The organism is Gloeothece verrucosa PCC 7822, from assembly GCF_000147335.1.
GTDB lineage: Bacteria > Cyanobacteriota > Cyanobacteriia > Cyanobacteriales > Microcystaceae > Gloeothece > Gloeothece verrucosa.
In genome coordinates this window covers 4,519,790-4,533,512 of the sequence record NC_014501.1, presented here as the reverse complement: position 1 = coordinate 4,533,512, position 13,723 = coordinate 4,519,790, and the positions used below count along the sequence as shown (strand labels likewise).

17 protein-coding genes are annotated in these 13,723 nt (G+C 39.5%); 8 read left to right on the top strand and 9 right to left on the bottom strand.

Going from position 1 to position 13,723, the window contains the following annotated elements:
- The first annotated feature begins 37 nt into the window (after nt 1–37).
- Complete coding sequence (locus CYAN7822_RS20190) at nt 38–1,315, top strand: tyrosine-type recombinase/integrase (protein ID WP_013324108.1); 1,278 nt, start codon at nt 38–40, stop codon at nt 1,313–1,315.
- A 52-nt stretch (nt 1,316–1,367) separates the two neighbouring features.
- Here the strand turns inward: CYAN7822_RS20190 and CYAN7822_RS20185 are convergent, their stop codons facing one another.
- From CYAN7822_RS20185 to CYAN7822_RS20150, 8 genes are all read right to left on the bottom strand, one after another.
- Nucleotides 1,368–1,619 (bottom strand): hypothetical protein, encoded by a 252-nt coding sequence (locus CYAN7822_RS20185; protein ID WP_013324107.1) that lies wholly within the window; start codon nt 1,617–1,619, stop codon nt 1,368–1,370.
- Between the two features lie 23 nt (nt 1,620–1,642).
- Nucleotides 1,643–1,861 carry a hypothetical protein gene (locus CYAN7822_RS20180; RefSeq protein WP_013324106.1) on the bottom strand — a complete coding sequence of 73 codons (219 nt, stop codon included), beginning with the start codon at nt 1,859–1,861 and terminating at the stop codon, nt 1,643–1,645.
- A gap of 73 nt (nt 1,862–1,934) precedes the next feature.
- On the bottom strand, nt 1,935–4,202 hold the full coding sequence (locus tag CYAN7822_RS39540) for a hypothetical protein (RefSeq protein ID WP_013324105.1): 2,268 nt from the start codon (nt 4,200–4,202) through the stop codon (nt 1,935–1,937).
- Between the two features lie 4 nt (nt 4,203–4,206).
- Nucleotides 4,207–4,548, bottom strand: coding sequence for a hypothetical protein (locus tag CYAN7822_RS20170; protein ID WP_013324104.1), 342 nt, complete (start codon nt 4,546–4,548; stop codon nt 4,207–4,209).
- A 298-nt stretch (nt 4,549–4,846) separates the two neighbouring features.
- Nucleotides 4,847–5,146 carry a hypothetical protein gene (locus CYAN7822_RS20165; RefSeq protein WP_013324103.1) on the bottom strand — a complete coding sequence of 100 codons (300 nt, stop codon included), beginning with the start codon at nt 5,144–5,146 and terminating at the stop codon, nt 4,847–4,849.
- Between the two features lie 333 nt (nt 5,147–5,479).
- Nucleotides 5,480–5,803: a hypothetical protein gene (locus CYAN7822_RS20160; protein ID WP_013324102.1), complete on the bottom strand. Its 324-nt coding sequence runs from the start codon at nt 5,801–5,803 to the stop codon at nt 5,480–5,482.
- 4 nt (nt 5,804–5,807) lie between these two features.
- Entirely contained in the window at nt 5,808–6,038 is a 231-nt protein-coding gene (locus CYAN7822_RS20155; RefSeq protein ID WP_013324101.1) for a hypothetical protein, read from the bottom strand.
- A 13-nt stretch (nt 6,039–6,051) separates the two neighbouring features.
- Nucleotides 6,052–6,336, bottom strand: a complete 285-nt coding sequence (locus tag CYAN7822_RS20150; protein WP_013324100.1) for a helix-turn-helix domain-containing protein — start codon at nt 6,334–6,336, stop codon at nt 6,052–6,054.
- 699 nt (nt 6,337–7,035) lie between these two features.
- On the opposite strand from CYAN7822_RS20150, the gene CYAN7822_RS20145 reads away from it, so the two are divergent.
- On the top strand, nt 7,036–7,608 hold the full coding sequence (locus CYAN7822_RS20145; RefSeq protein ID WP_013324099.1) for a TetR/AcrR family transcriptional regulator: 573 nt from the start codon (nt 7,036–7,038) through the stop codon (nt 7,606–7,608).
- A gap of 15 nt (nt 7,609–7,623) precedes the next feature.
- On the opposite strand, the gene CYAN7822_RS20140 is transcribed toward CYAN7822_RS20145, so the two are convergent.
- Nucleotides 7,624–8,322, bottom strand: coding sequence for an iron-containing redox enzyme family protein (locus tag CYAN7822_RS20140; RefSeq protein ID WP_013324098.1), 699 nt, complete (start codon nt 8,320–8,322; stop codon nt 7,624–7,626).
- A gap of 341 nt (nt 8,323–8,663) precedes the next feature.
- On the opposite strand from CYAN7822_RS20140, the gene CYAN7822_RS37810 reads away from it, so the two are divergent.
- The 6 genes from CYAN7822_RS37810 to CYAN7822_RS20115 all read left to right on the top strand — a co-directional run bounded on the left by CYAN7822_RS37810 (nt 8,664) and on the right by CYAN7822_RS20115 (nt 13,717).
- Nucleotides 8,664–8,816: a hypothetical protein gene (locus tag CYAN7822_RS37810; protein ID WP_013324096.1), complete on the top strand. Its 153-nt coding sequence runs from the start codon at nt 8,664–8,666 to the stop codon at nt 8,814–8,816.
- 100 nt (nt 8,817–8,916) lie between these two features.
- Nucleotides 8,917–9,405 carry a helix-turn-helix domain-containing protein gene (locus CYAN7822_RS20135; RefSeq protein ID WP_013324095.1) on the top strand — a complete coding sequence of 163 codons (489 nt, stop codon included), beginning with the start codon at nt 8,917–8,919 and terminating at the stop codon, nt 9,403–9,405.
- Nucleotides 9,402–10,049: a hypothetical protein gene (locus CYAN7822_RS20130; RefSeq protein WP_013324094.1), complete on the top strand. Its 648-nt coding sequence runs from the start codon at nt 9,402–9,404 to the stop codon at nt 10,047–10,049. Before CYAN7822_RS20135 ends, CYAN7822_RS20130 begins: the two co-directional genes overlap by 4 nt.
- A gap of 40 nt (nt 10,050–10,089) precedes the next feature.
- On the top strand, nt 10,090–12,462 hold the full coding sequence (locus CYAN7822_RS20125) for a VapE domain-containing protein (RefSeq protein ID WP_013324093.1): 2,373 nt from the start codon (nt 10,090–10,092) through the stop codon (nt 12,460–12,462).
- Nucleotides 12,459–13,394, top strand: coding sequence for a deazapurine DNA modification protein DpdA family protein (locus tag CYAN7822_RS34715; RefSeq protein ID WP_013324092.1), 936 nt, complete (start codon nt 12,459–12,461; stop codon nt 13,392–13,394). Before CYAN7822_RS20125 ends, CYAN7822_RS34715 begins: the two co-directional genes overlap by 4 nt.
- Complete coding sequence (locus CYAN7822_RS20115) at nt 13,367–13,717, top strand: hypothetical protein (RefSeq protein ID WP_013324091.1); 351 nt, start codon at nt 13,367–13,369, stop codon at nt 13,715–13,717. The genes CYAN7822_RS34715 and CYAN7822_RS20115 overlap by 28 nt, the downstream gene beginning before the upstream one ends.
- Nucleotides 13,718–13,723 lie beyond the last annotated feature (6 nt).

Below are 13,723 nucleotides of genomic sequence, written 5' to 3'. Positions count from 1 at the left end.
TAAAATACTAGAAAATTACTAGCTATTACTAGAAGATATGCCTCGCAAAAATGAACGAAAAGCCCAAGACATCCGTATTCAGAAAGATAAGGGTAGTTTGCGTCTTCAGTTTTCCTCTCGTCTTAGTAAGCAGTTTTATGGGAAGCGGCAATTCTACAAGTCCGTTGGGCGATCCGACTCCCCAGAAAACAGGCAATGGCTCCTTGGTGTCTGTCAACGTATTCAAGCCGATTTAGACCACCCAGAGGCACAAAAATTATTTGACCCCTCCCTAGAGAAGTATTTGGGGCTGAAGGTTAATCATGAATTTGCTGTAGCGACTACCGCGATCACAAATCCGACTTTAGGGGAATTGTGGGATGAGTTTTGTCAGTGGAGGGTTGCTACTAAGCAGATTTGCGAAACGACCTATAAGACCTGCTATCGACGAACTTATTTACACTGGCTGTCACCTTGGCTAGAAGTTAAAGTCAGCTTGGATATGGTTAATAATTTGATTGCTGATTTAATGGCAGCCGACAATTATAAGCCCAATCTAAAAAAGCTTTTTAATGCTTTGGTGAAAATGGGGGATAGGGCTGTTAGACTTGGAAAGCTAGATAAGAATTATTTCAACGAAACTAAGGAAGTTATCGTTAAGCCGCCAAAAAAATCACTCCAATTAATTGATACTGAAGATTACAGATCATACACTAAGGAAGAGAGGGATATTATCATTAATGCCTTTAGACATTCCCAAAAAGCAAGAGAAAGAGATATAGCTGACTTAGTGGAGTTTTTATTTTTGACAGGATGCAGACTAGGTGAGGTTTTCGCCTTGAAATGGAACGACATTAAAAAAGATTGGATTATTTTTGATGAGAGTTTTAGTACAGAGACGAAAATCACTAAAACAACTAAGACCGATACTGTACGGATTTTTAAAATTAAAGGGTATGATAAGCTTCTTGATTTAATTAAAAGAGTAAGGCTTGAGAGAAAAACTACTCCCGAAGGCTATGTTTTTGTAACTCAAAAAGGAAAAAATTATAATAGGTTAATATTAAATGAGTTATGGAACGGGAAAAACAAAGAACGTATAAAAGAAGATAATCAAAAAGCGGAAAAATATTTAGGTGTTGTTAATCGATTAGTTAGAGAAAAGAAAATATCACAATACTTGAAACCCTCAGCCACTAGACATACATTTATTACCTTACAAGCTCAGTCGGGAGTAGATTTAAAATTACTTGCTGATAGTTGTGGAAATAGCGTGGACGTAATTTATAACCACTACTTGGGAGTAAATAAAGATGCTTGTTTATCTAATATTTAAATATTTAATTACTACCCCTCCAGTGTTAGAAGGGGTTTCTCTGTAGATTTTTTTAGTCTGAGTCTGGGAGGTTGTTCATCCCAAAAAACCTAGGTGAGATATCAACGAGTTTAAGGGTGTCGTCGATAGGCACCCATTCCCTTCGAAGGTCTGTATTAAATTCGATTCGTATTTTTTTCGTGCCGACCTTCAAAACTTTACCGATTCGCCTACCCCAATAGACCAAATCACCAACCTTAAATCCGTCAACAGGATCTAAAGTATAAATTTTAGCGAGAGTATCCTCTAGTTTTTTATCAGTCATAATTTCAAACCTCCCTGTAAACCTTAGTTAAAACCTTTAATAAAATCTTTCATTTCCTCCACACAATTTAAAAACCCAGCATACTTTAACTGCCGCCCCAATTGTAAGCCGTTATGTTTTCTAAGCTCCTCGTGCTTATTTAAATCACTATAAAAGCTTAACCATGCGTTTTCTAGCTGATTGAGTTCTAGATATTCTAAAGCTCTCTCTTTAGCCCAATTTAAATGCTCTGTCCTGTTCATGATTATCTCCTAATTAATACTGAACACTAAAAGTATTTTTTGATTTACAACTCACTGGTTGAAGGTTATTTATTCAAAGGGCAATGTGATGTTCTTTGATAATTTTGTTTAGAGTCCTTAAGTCCCACTTCATTCCGTCGGGTAAAGGATATCTAGACATCCTAGTTATAATTGATTTCTTTGAATAGTAAGGGTCACGTTTTGAGTTGGAATTCTTTTTAGAAAGGGATATTTCACCTAATTGATATAAGGTGTCTTCAAAGGTTAATGGCTTGTCCAATGCTCCTGCTGCTAGAGAGCCATCTAGAGTGGTATCTAGAGAACCATCTAGAGTGGTATCTAGAGAACCATCTAGAGTGGTTTCTAGAGAGCCATCTAGAGTGATTTCTAGAGAGCCATCTTGAGCAGTCGGTAAAGGTTCTGATGTTGGCACAGGTTCCAGAGAAAAATCAAACTCAGGATTTGCTTCTGTTAATCCCCTCATCAAGCGTTCGGCTTCCGCTTCGGAGTAATGCAACGCATATTCTTTTTGATCTGTCCAATCGCCACCAGCCCACCAGCCAAAAGTCTTACCGTCTTTTTGATAATTAATCAAATAAAAAGTATCTGCCGCTAGAGAGCCATCTAGAGTGGTTTCTAGAGAACCATCTAGAGTGGTTTCTAGAGAACCATCTAGAGTGGTTTCTAGAGATTCTTTTTCCCATAAAGCCACATGAGTATGATCAGCCGCGTCTTGATTCTCTACAGCTACCTCGATGCAGACGGCTAGGGCTAGTTTTTGGTCAATTTCCTTTATCTTGTCTCGACATTGCTTGATATTGGCATTAATTTTTTTCTTAGTAGCTGCCGAGGGGTAGGGGGGCAGCTTGCCTTTGATTTGCTGGTTGTAGTTGAGGATTCTTTTCTCTAGGGTTTGTTTTTCCCCCTGGAGTCTTTGTCGTTTGATCTCGTCCGGTGCGCTGTTGGGGGACTCCCTCTCGCTGATTGTCCATCCATTAGGCAGGTGGCCATCGGGGACAGCTTCCTCTTTAACAAGCGACAATTCAAGCTGAATGCTTTTGTCTGTTATATCGTCTAAATCGACATTAAATTCCTCAAAATCTCGTGTAGAGACCCGAGCGCGTTTTTTCCAGACTTTAACAATAAATATCTCGCGTCCATCGGTCTTGAGATAGTATTTGTGCCCAATCTTTAGGGTTAAGCCATGCTCATCGTTTTCTGTAGGGAATGAATCAGCCGGTTGCTCGTTCCCTACAGGATTTTGTGTAGGGAATCGGTCAGCCGCGCTTTGATTCCCTACAAAGTTTTTTTGGATAAGTTCAACCTCTCCAATGGGAGCGGTGATCGTTTTTGCCTCAGTTAATGACAACAGCTTCAGCGAATTTCTTAAAACCCTAAAAACAGTTGCCTCTTGACCTTTATACGCGACGCGGTCACCTTCTTCGATGAGCTTGAGCCAGTCATTTTCTATGACCGTAGGGGAAGGCTCGTCAGCTTCTTGTTGCCCTACAGAATTCTGTGTAGTTTCAGCAATTGGCTCTAGAGACTCATCTAGCGGCTTATCTAGAGAACTATCTAGAGAATCATCTAGAGAATCATCTAGAGAATCATCTAGAGAATCATCTAGAGAATCATCTAGAGACTCATCTAGAGAATCATCTAGAGAATCATCTAGAGAATCATCTAGAGACTCATCTAGAGACTCATCTAGAGAATCATCTAGCGGCTTATCTAGAGACTCATCTAGCGGCTTATCTAGAGACTCATCTAGATGTGTTTCTAATGCCTGTAATTCTCTCTGGGCAATAGTTATAAGATTGTTGAGCTTTTCTCTTGTTTTCTTTTTAGTGGCCGTCTCAAGTTGCTTTTTGTAGTTGCTGATTCTACCCAAAAGCGTCTTTTGTCGGCCACCACTACCAAGAGGGGCAGTTCTCACAGCTTCCTTAATCATTTGCTGTATGTACTTTAGATTTTTCCCTAGAGCCTTCTCTAGATGAAAATCTACCCTCTGTAAAAGATGCTGATCTAACCCTCCGTTGATGTATTGAGCATCTAAATATTGTCTCAAGCCTAGCCGCACCTCCTTTTGTAATCGCTCATCTACAGCTTTTTGGATTAGCTCGTTAAATTCTTCAGGGTCAGTAAGTTTAGCTTGCGTCGTCGGTAACTCTGGGGCTATTGGTGGTTCTGGGGCTGTGACCGACACTAAGTATTGTCGAACAAAATTCACCAGGACAGACGAGGCGGTAAGCCCCTGGTCTGTACATTTTTCTTTAAAGGTTTCCCATATAGTTTCATCTAGTTCAAAGGTTGCCAGTTTTTTACCTTTAGGTCGTGCCATAACTCTATTCTCCTGTTGATTCTTGTGTAGTTAAGTTCAGGCTTAGTTGCTTGTTGTCCTCAAGCTTGACGCATTGAATTTGTAATAAATAAACGTTGCACCATAAGCCAATAGGTGAGCCAAGGTAAATTTTTCCCACTGGCTGAACACCACGCTTGAGCCTATAACCCCTCTTTGAAATTTGATTGATGGTTAATAGGTCAAGCCCTAACTCACGGGCTACGGGAACCCATGCCCACTGCTGCCCCTGCCCCCAGGAGAAAGGACTGCCTTTTAAGCCGCCTAATATTTGATCGAGGATAAAGGCCATACGTTCTATATCAGCTTTCTTTTTGACTACTACCATGCTTACTCCTGTTGTTGATTTGCGATCGCACGCCGTTTGGAAAAATAAAAAAAGTTTTTTAGTGATTTTTCGAAAAAGGTTGATCCGCTACTCCCGAAGCCTTTATACAGTGAGCGATTCCAGGCGGATCAACCTCTGGAGGTTCGGTTGATCCAGGTTGATCCGCTAAATCTTAAGGAAATTTTTCTAGGTTTCCCATAATTCTTGCTCTGTAAGGATTTAAGAGGATATGAACCAGAACGTTATCTACAGGTAATTCCATATCTAATTTACCTATTTTTACCTATTTTTACCTACATTACATAGGTAATTCACAAGAGTCTATGTAGCCGTGAAGCTCGTTTACCGAAACTTCTAGTTGATCAAGTCTTTCCAATTTTTGATCTATGTAAGTTTGTAACTCTTCTCGCAAGGACTCTAAGCGTTTTTCTAGCATTTCTGATTGAACAGTATCTATCGGCTTTGATTGCTCAATAACCTTTAATAACAATCGTTTAGCACAAAGTCCGATTGATTCGTTTGGATTAGCCAGGTTTGCTAGTATTGATAGTTGCTCTTCGTTAAGCGAAAACTGTACAACGTTTTTATGCTTCGGCATAGGTAATAACTCGATAAGTTTACCTATTTTACCTTTAATATAACCTACAAATTTACCTATTTTACCTTTAGTATAACCTATAGGTTTACCTACTTTAAATCGTTGTCTATTTTGTTCTGTAACCCTTACAGAACAACAATTATAGGAAACCTAGGAAATTTTCCTTAAGATTTTAGCGGATCAACCTGGATCAACCTGGATCAACCGAACCTCCAGAGGTTGATCCGCCTGGAATTGCCCTCTGTGTAAGGGCTTCGGGAGTAGCGGATCAACCTTTTTCGAAAAAACGCCAAAAAACTTTTTTTATTTTTCCCAACGGGGTAGCGATCGCACTTAACGAGCTTGATCTGAGTAAGAATTTGTCTGGTCGGTAGTATTTTCATCGTGTTGTTCCTTCTGATTCGGATCTAAGTACCAGTCAAGGGGTAGGTCAGAATATCGTTTATCAACCTTTTTTAAAAGCTTGTCCAACTCCGCAATCTGTTCCATATTTAACCTGAACTCTCTCAGCCCCTGGCGATAACGCCATAAGTTTTTGTAATCAATCTTAAGGATTTCACAGAAGCCTTTATAATCAAGCTCCCAAAGAATTAGGAGTTGGTCAAGCATAGATTTTTGTTTTTGTCCCCTTGACAAAACTTTGTTGTCATCTGTCATATGTTCATAGATGTTCTCTCTGGTTTGGGTCTAAGTACCAGTCAAGGGGTAGGTCTTCAATATCTTTGCCAATTTGCTTAAGGAGTTTGTTTAATTTCAAGACTTGCTGCCAATTTAGGCGGAATTCTCTTTCTCCTACGCGATATCGCCAAAAGGTTTGTCTATGGACTCCTAAAAAGTCAGCAAAATCGTTATAAGTCTCAAAGCCCCATTTTTCCAACAACTCGTCAAGCATTGATTTTTCTTTGTTACCTTTTTGAGCGGGCTTGCCCCGAGTAAGAAGCGTTTGTATAGTCAGTAGTGTTTTCGTCATGTTCTCTCTGGTTTGGGTCTAAGTACCAGTCAGGGGGTAAGTCAGAAATTTTCATTTCAACTTTTTCTAAAAGCTTGTCCAATTTCAAGACTTGCTCCCAATTTAAGCGAAACTCTCTTTTGCCTTTGCGGTATTGCCATAGGTGAGTCCTATGAATCCCTAAATAAGCAGCAAAATCGTTATAGCTCAATTCCAACTTTTGGAGCAATTGGTCAAGCATTGATTTTTCTTTGTTACCCCTTGACAAATTCTTAGTTTTGTTATTCATAATTGTAATGTAGGCAATTGCCTACGTCAATCGATTTAGAAGTAGCAAGGCGAAGGCGCTTGTAAACACATCGTCTTGCTATCTTCTATTCAACAACAACAACAGGAGGTATTCAGAGGGCAAACTAAAACTGTTGAGATGGCCGTTTTGGATGGATGTGCGGCTGTACCCACCCAAAACAAGAAGGCCGGGAGACGACCCCAACCTTCTTGTAAAACGAATGAATAATCTAACGCCTTTACCTATAACGAAGCGCGTTATGTTTGCACTTGTTGCATTGGTACGTGGTATGAAGCGTTAAACCAATTATAGTGCTTTCAAGGCTTTGCTACAACCTGTTAGCCGCAAAGATTATTCATAGTTTAGATAAAACCCGTTATATAGCAATATATATCATAATATATATTGACTATTATCTATAGTTGTTATTAGCGATTTAACTGGACATTCTGGAGGAACTTGCAAAAATTAGAGAATTCTTAGATACTATCTATCAAAAGCACCCAATTTAATATCAACCAATAAAAAAAATAGAGAAAATCAAATTTCATAGGTTTTTCAATAGGTTTTGTTGGTGAAGTTAAATAGGGTCACTAAAACTGACAGGCCGGCCTGTCAGTCGCGCAAATTCAATAAACCAGTAACAAGACAATGTCAGAAAACTCAACCAGAGAAAAAATTCTCTCGATTTGTAAAGGCCTACTGCAATCTAAGGGGTATAGTTCATTCTCGTTAGAGCAAGTGGCCGAATTAGCCGAAACCAGTCGAACTAATGTATATCATCACTTTCAAAGCAAGGAGGATTTAGTTAAGGAAACAGTAATCAAGTACAAAAACGATTTTTCTGACATCCTTGATGAAATAGAAGCGCAGAACCTCTCCCTAAGAGAGAGTTTACAAAGCCTAATTGATACCTATGCCAAGGTATTAGAACCCGACAACCGTAAAATCTGTTTGTGTATTTGTTTGCTTCCAGAATTTAACAACTTGTCTGAATCAATACAACAGGAGCTAAGGAACTTCTTTGATTTACAAGTAAACTGGGTTCTTAAAATTTCCCAAAATGTATCACCAGAAATTACCCTGTCAAATGATGAGGCAGCTATGATAATAGGTTCCTTTGAAGGAATTGTTACTGTAGCCAGAATAAAAGGAGGAAGTGAATACTTTAAAAGTGTCACATCCTCCCTTGTTGAAAATTTATTACTAGCCCATCAAAATTAATGAGCAAGTAGTAAATTAAGCTCTAGACAAAGCTTCTACAGCTTTCTCTTCTGGCAAATTAATCCAGTCGCACCAAGTTTGTCGCCAAGCTTCCTTGGCTTTGTTATATCCCTTAAGAACCAAATCAGGATTAATTTGCCGAGACTCAATTAAATCATCTACCGCTTTTCTGATTTTTTCTTTATGGTGTATATCTTCTCCGCGAACGTGAATATCAAAAAACAGCCAATCAACTTTGTCATAATGTTGAAGGATATAAGGGTGCTTCTTGAGAAATTTCTCAAAGATGCTCAAATAGACAGAGCAAATACACTCTACCCCCAAGCCCTCAAGGCCCACAACAAAGTCAATGCTGCTGTTCTCAATAAACGGTTTCATTTTATCTGGAATATCAATATTCCTTTTAATATCATTAACCCCGATAGACTTCAGGAAATTATCCCAGAGGAACAGATGAGATTTGTGATAATAACCATTTCCTTGCTCGTCATTCAAAATCTCAGCTATTAAACTTTTAAACTGAGTTTCAGGTAATCGAGAAATCATTAAAGCTAAGTGGTTTGAATGATTTTTAACTAGGTCACGGTAATAGACAGAAACTCTCCTGAGTTTTTCTAAACTCCAATTTGGTATTGTAGAGAAGCTGGAGAAAATCTCAATCTCTTCTTTAAGTTTTGTTTCGTCGAAATACATCCAAAAGGTTGAAATAGTCATGGTTATACTGGTAGAGTTAAATAGGTTTAGAAAAATGGGATTAAGAAATTATTCTTCCCCAGAATCTAAATACAAAGAATACATAATGTACAGTCAAAAAGCAAACTTTCCGATTGTAACCATCAAAAAGACGTATCTAGAACTCAATAGGTTGTTACGTTCTTTTACATTTCCTACTTTGTTAAAAACTCATGACCAAAATTCATCAAGTTCATCAAGACAAATGCTTCTATCGTTTTCCAGTCTCTCAAGTCGTCCTGACATTTACCCTGTCTTAGCCCTTATCAAGTCCAATAAAAAAGCGGAAAGAAATTTCCGCAAAACTCAAAACTATAAAACTTATGAATAATCTAACATCTTTCAAGGGAAAGGTTTTCAAAAAATCATTAACTGCTGTCGGATCAACCGAACCTCCAGAGGTAGATCCGCCTGGAATTTCAGACTGTGCAAGGGTTCTAGCCGTAGTGGATCAACCTTTTTCTCTAAAACGCTAAAAAACTTTTTTTCTTTCAACCACTGTGCGATCGCACTCGTTGAAGTTACTCCCACAAAAACGGAGGGCTAAACACCCTCCATTACTTCCAAAAAAAAAGAATGAATTACAACATACCTCAAAACGAGATATCTAGGCGAGATTATTTTGCGGCTGCTGCCCTACGGGGCTTATTAGCCGGCACTAAAGACTACGTTAATTTTTCGAGACAAGTCCAGACGTGCATAAACAAAAAGCTGTATCTATCAGCGATCGAACTAGCAGACGAGTTTATGCGGGAGCTAAACAACACTAGACCGGTAAAGACTCCTTTAGTTCATCCTCAGCAAACAATCGGTAAAGTCTTCAAGCAATTTCGAGAAGCCCAGGGCTTAACAATTGCTCAGGCCAGCGAACTATCGGGCTTATTCCCTGTGATGATCATCGGGCTAGAAGCTTTAGAACATGACCCTGAAGAAATATCGTCGAGCGTTCTAGATCTCAAACAGACCATCCAAGCCGTTGGGAAGCTGTGTCACTTCTACGACATCCCCATTCCCGACAAATACCTTGAACTCACTGAAGAAATAGAGGAGATAGAAAAAAAATGAATATTAAAGAAATAACTCTAGAACTAATAGCTAACTTATTACATCTTCGAACAACAGACATTAACGAATCTGATAACGTTCAAATAACCATATCATCGGCACAATTAGCAAATAGGATGGCAGCATCTCTATTTAAAGCAGGAGAGGGAGTTTATTTGTATTCAGGGGATGAAATTATTTTTCTAGACAGGTTAAACAAGTGGGATTTGTTATTACATGATCACGAGCTTTTACGTAAAAAAATGTCTGTAGAAAAATATGACTCCAATAGAACTCCTATAGACTATTTGCGGTGGACTATCAATAAAATTAACAGTCGATATACAAAAGAAGGAAAACAGCTTTTTGACCTTTGTGACAAAGTAATTAGCTATTTTCGAGCTATTGTCATTGTTCTAGAATCAGTCAAAGATGAGACTCACAGAGTAAGGAATTTACTTAATGAAAAATCGATAATTCCTGCTGCTGAAAGAGCCATCGAGACGTTGAGGACGGTTCAACAAGAAGGGCTTAAAGATTTTGATTCTTTTGGCGCGTATGACGAATGGTCTGACCTCTGGAAATCTCCTTACCCCATACAAAGATACCAGCAGAGAATCAGAGAGTTAGAAGAACAAATTAAACAATTAACAGAACAGGAATAAAAAAAAGTCCCCTCTAAACAGAGGGGAAAGGAAGGGAATCATGATGTTAGAACGCCACAGAAAAGAGCTAAACGACTCCAAAATCTCTGAAACAATTATAGCACTGAATTTTGTTTCTTTGCAAGGAAATAGCTGTTATTCACATTTATTATATAGTTTGGGTGTAGAAGAAAGGAGAAATGATGGAAGATTAAGGGATAAGTGGATTAAAAATTATTCCCATCTTGACGACGGTGGATGGTGGTGTGGGGCAGGAATAGACCTCACTACACTTAACTCTAATTCCCTGGCTAATCAATGCTATGGAGTGGAATCAGAGTGGGGATGTTTTAAACCAAATACCCCTAGAATGATTCACGGGAAGCCAATTAAATATGAACATCCTCCCCATGCACAGACCGAACTTTTCTCTTTAAAAATAGCTGAAGAAGACTGGATAAAAATCGCTAACAAGCTAGATAAACATGAAGAAGTTTGCGAAGTTTTAAAACAAGACTGTCCGACAGGTGGATATATTCCAGAAGTTCAATTTTGGCAGTGGGTCATTGATAATCCTTTACCAGTAATTATCACTGAAGGAGCGAAAAAAGCCGCTAGTGTTTTATCCACCGGCTATATTTGTATTGCCCTACCTGGAATTACTACAGGATGGAGAAGTGAAACAGGACAATTAATCGACCCATTAAAAGCGTTATGTAGAGCCGGTAGAGAGTTCTGCATCGCCTTTGATCAGGATGCCAAGTTCATCACAAAGATTGACGTTTTTCGAGCGGCTAAACGATTAGGAGAGCTATTAGAAACCGAGGGGGTTAATGTTTCCGTTCTTCTGTGGGAGCCAGAAGAAGGAAAAGGAATAGATGATCTAATAGCTAAAGCAGGAGAGGGTAGATTAGATGAGGTTTTTGAAGAAAGAATATTACTCGGTGAGTATTGCGACCGGCAACAAATCCATAGAATTTCCGCCGCAAAATTACTTGAATTCATTCAACGTAATTTTGGAAAAAAATTAGCTTTTAATGAGCTTACTCAACGAGTAGAGTTAAACGGTAAACCTCTGGAATTAGGGAACGAGTTGAGGTACTGGCTAATCGAAGAGTATTTAATTGACGCTGCTCCCAACCATTTAATTGATGCTCTATTGTATGTAGCCAAGAAAAACAGCTATCACCCAGTAGAAAAATATCTTAAAGCCTGTTATGCCGCCAACCAGTTTTTGCCCATTGACAACCTCTCACAGCGTTATTTAGGCACGTCTAACCCTATCTATGATGTATTTGTCAAGAAATGGCTTATCGGGGCCGTAGCGCGAGTTTTAGAGCCAGGCTGTCAAATGGATCATGCGCTTATCCTTAAATCGGACAAGCAAGGTACTGGTAAAACGAACTTTTTCCGCAAGCTAGCCGGGGAATGGTTTGACGGGTCTTTTGGCTCTAATTTAGAGAGTCGTCAGTCCCTCATGGTCTTACACCGGTGTTGGATTCAAGAATGGGGAGAGTTTGAAAGAATCGTCACCAAGAGAGAAGCCGGCGAAATTAAAGATTTTATGACCAAATTGTCAGACTGTTTTGTCAAGCCCTATGGACGCGATGCGTTAGACTATCCCCGTCGCTTTGTTTTCTGTGGCAGCACGAACGAGGACGACTTTTTAAGGGATAAAACGGGTAGCCGCAGGTTTTTAGTTATCCCTATTCAAAGCAATTGGATGATTCCGTTTAAAACCCTCGAGGCAGAGAGATCGCTACTCTGGGCATCAGCAGTTAAAGAGTATTTAGAGGGCAAAAAGCAAGGGGTAGATGCTTGGGTTCTAACTCCTGAAGAATACGAACAATTAGAGAAATCGAACCAAGCGTTCAGAGACTATGACGAATGGGAAGGATTGATCGCCAATTGGGCCGAAACAAACCATAAAGAAAAAATAACCATTACTGAAGTCTTAAGAGAATGCTTTGACGTTGAAAATAACGCTTCAGACCATAAACGCCAACAAATGCGAGTATCCAAAGCACTTAAGCAGTTGGGCTGGAAAAAACTTAAACCTGTCAATGGTGCAAATGGGGATAAACAGCACTATTGGCTTAAACCTGAAACTCCAACCGTTACAGAAGCCGAAATAACTACACCCAAACAAGAACCCTCCCCAGAAAAAGCAACCGAGCCTCAGAACACCAACACAGAAAACGAGATCGCTTCTAATGAAAAGGAATGGACTTACGACGTTTGGATATTACGTCCAAATGATTATATTGAGCTAAAAAGCGATAGGGGGAAATATTGGCGGGTAGAATTTAGAGGACCGTTTTATGCGCGAATCGTCTTTTCAAATACAGTCAAAAACATTGATTTCAAAACAGAGTTTCGGGTGGTTAGTAAGCCTCCACAAACCCACCCACAGAGGAACGGTAAGAAGCCATGAGCGATAACGTACAAAATCATTTACAGCCGTCAGATAATACCTCACCATTATTTTTTATCGGCTGTAGTCCCTCTCAGGCTAAAAGCATAATTAACCCAGCTTTTCCGGCTGCCGGGGCTATGATTAGTGTCAATACTTTGCGATCGCGGCAGTCAGATTTTCAAGTTGGAGACTGGATTCTTGACTCAGGGGCGTTTACTGAGATTAGCCGCTATGGCCATTATCGATTTTCTGTCGAAGAATATTGTCATCAAATAGGACGCTGGTCTAGGTGCGGAAATTTACTACAGGCTGTAAGCCAGGATTTCATGTGTGAACCTTTTATCCTCGAAAAAACAGGCTTATCCGTTGAACTTCATCAACAATTGACGATCGAGCGCTTCGATCAACTACGGGCTTATTCTTGTGTGACTCAAATCATGCCGGTTATTCAGGGGTACCAAGTTGCGGATTACATTACTCACGTTCAAATGTATGGTGATCGCTTATCTTTGGGTGCATGGTGTGGCGTTGGGTCTGTATGTCGTCGCAATGGAAACCCCAAGATTATTAAAGACATTCTTAAATCAATAAAGGTAGTTCGGCCAGATTTACGCTTACATGGCTTTGGGCTGAAGCACCTTGCTTTAGAAGACTCAGGAGTGAGGCAATTATTATATAGCTCAGATAGCATGGCTTGGTCTATACCCCGACGATTTGGGGATAAAACCCCAATGCTTAAATTAGCTTATGATTACCAACAAGCTCTTCATGAATCGTTGACCGATTCTGTACAAAAACGGATACCGATCACGGCCGGAGCGGGAAACGGGCAGGGCAGAAAACCTACTTGGAAAGCCGGTAAAACCAAAGCTATTCGTGTACCAGAAAGATTTGCGGACGAGCTTCTCAAATTAGCCCGTGAATGGGACAACGAATTAGACAACCGGTGAGCGATTTTGTACAAAAACGCTCACCGGTAAAAATATACGGAGAAAATCTAATCATGACGCAACATCCTAATATTCACTTGATTGAGCTTTGTAAACGTTACCTCGATAATTTAAAAGGGGAAGGGAATATTTTAGGAGTTGATTACAGCGAGGATAACTGGAATGTAGAGTACAAGAAAATCCAGGATGATTACCTTTATTTTGTTTCTAAAATAGTCACTTTTACTTGCCAGGATGAAGACGATGATAAAAGCTGGCAAGGAACGGAAACTTACCGTTTTACTATCTGTGAAGACAAATTTTTGTCAATTGATAGCTGGTAGGGAAGA

Bases quoted from the DNA above. Each gene is read 5' to 3' on its own strand.
- CYAN7822_RS20190 (WP_013324108.1), top strand. From the start codon at position 38: ATGCCTCGCAAAAATGAACGAAAAGCCCAAGACATCCGTATTCAGAAA.
- CYAN7822_RS20185 (WP_013324107.1), bottom strand. From the start codon at position 1,619: ATGACTGATAAAAAACTAGAGGATACTCTCGCTAAAATTTATACTTTA.
- CYAN7822_RS20180 (WP_013324106.1), bottom strand. From the start codon at position 1,861: ATGAACAGGACAGAGCATTTAAATTGGGCTAAAGAGAGAGCTTTAGAA.
- CYAN7822_RS39540 (WP_013324105.1), bottom strand. From the start codon at position 4,202: ATGGCACGACCTAAAGGTAAAAAACTGGCAACCTTTGAACTAGATGAA.
- CYAN7822_RS20170 (WP_013324104.1), bottom strand. From the start codon at position 4,548: ATGGTAGTAGTCAAAAAGAAAGCTGATATAGAACGTATGGCCTTTATC.
- CYAN7822_RS20165 (WP_013324103.1), bottom strand. From the start codon at position 5,146: ATGCCGAAGCATAAAAACGTTGTACAGTTTTCGCTTAACGAAGAGCAA.
- CYAN7822_RS20160 (WP_013324102.1), bottom strand. From the start codon at position 5,803: ATGACAGATGACAACAAAGTTTTGTCAAGGGGACAAAAACAAAAATCT.
- CYAN7822_RS20155 (WP_013324101.1), bottom strand. From the start codon at position 6,038: ATGCTTGACGAGTTGTTGGAAAAATGGGGCTTTGAGACTTATAACGAT.
- CYAN7822_RS20150 (WP_013324100.1), bottom strand. From the start codon at position 6,336: ATGCTTGACCAATTGCTCCAAAAGTTGGAATTGAGCTATAACGATTTT.
- CYAN7822_RS20145 (WP_013324099.1), top strand. From the start codon at position 7,036: ATGTCAGAAAACTCAACCAGAGAAAAAATTCTCTCGATTTGTAAAGGC.
- CYAN7822_RS20140 (WP_013324098.1), bottom strand. From the start codon at position 8,322: ATGACTATTTCAACCTTTTGGATGTATTTCGACGAAACAAAACTTAAA.
- CYAN7822_RS37810 (WP_013324096.1), top strand. From the start codon at position 8,664: ATGAATAATCTAACATCTTTCAAGGGAAAGGTTTTCAAAAAATCATTA.
- CYAN7822_RS20135 (WP_013324095.1), top strand. From the start codon at position 8,917: ATGAATTACAACATACCTCAAAACGAGATATCTAGGCGAGATTATTTT.
- CYAN7822_RS20130 (WP_013324094.1), top strand. From the start codon at position 9,402: ATGAATATTAAAGAAATAACTCTAGAACTAATAGCTAACTTATTACAT.
- CYAN7822_RS20125 (WP_013324093.1), top strand. From the start codon at position 10,090: ATGATGTTAGAACGCCACAGAAAAGAGCTAAACGACTCCAAAATCTCT.
- CYAN7822_RS34715 (WP_013324092.1), top strand. From the start codon at position 12,459: ATGAGCGATAACGTACAAAATCATTTACAGCCGTCAGATAATACCTCA.
- CYAN7822_RS20115 (WP_013324091.1), top strand. From the start codon at position 13,367: ATGGGACAACGAATTAGACAACCGGTGAGCGATTTTGTACAAAAACGC.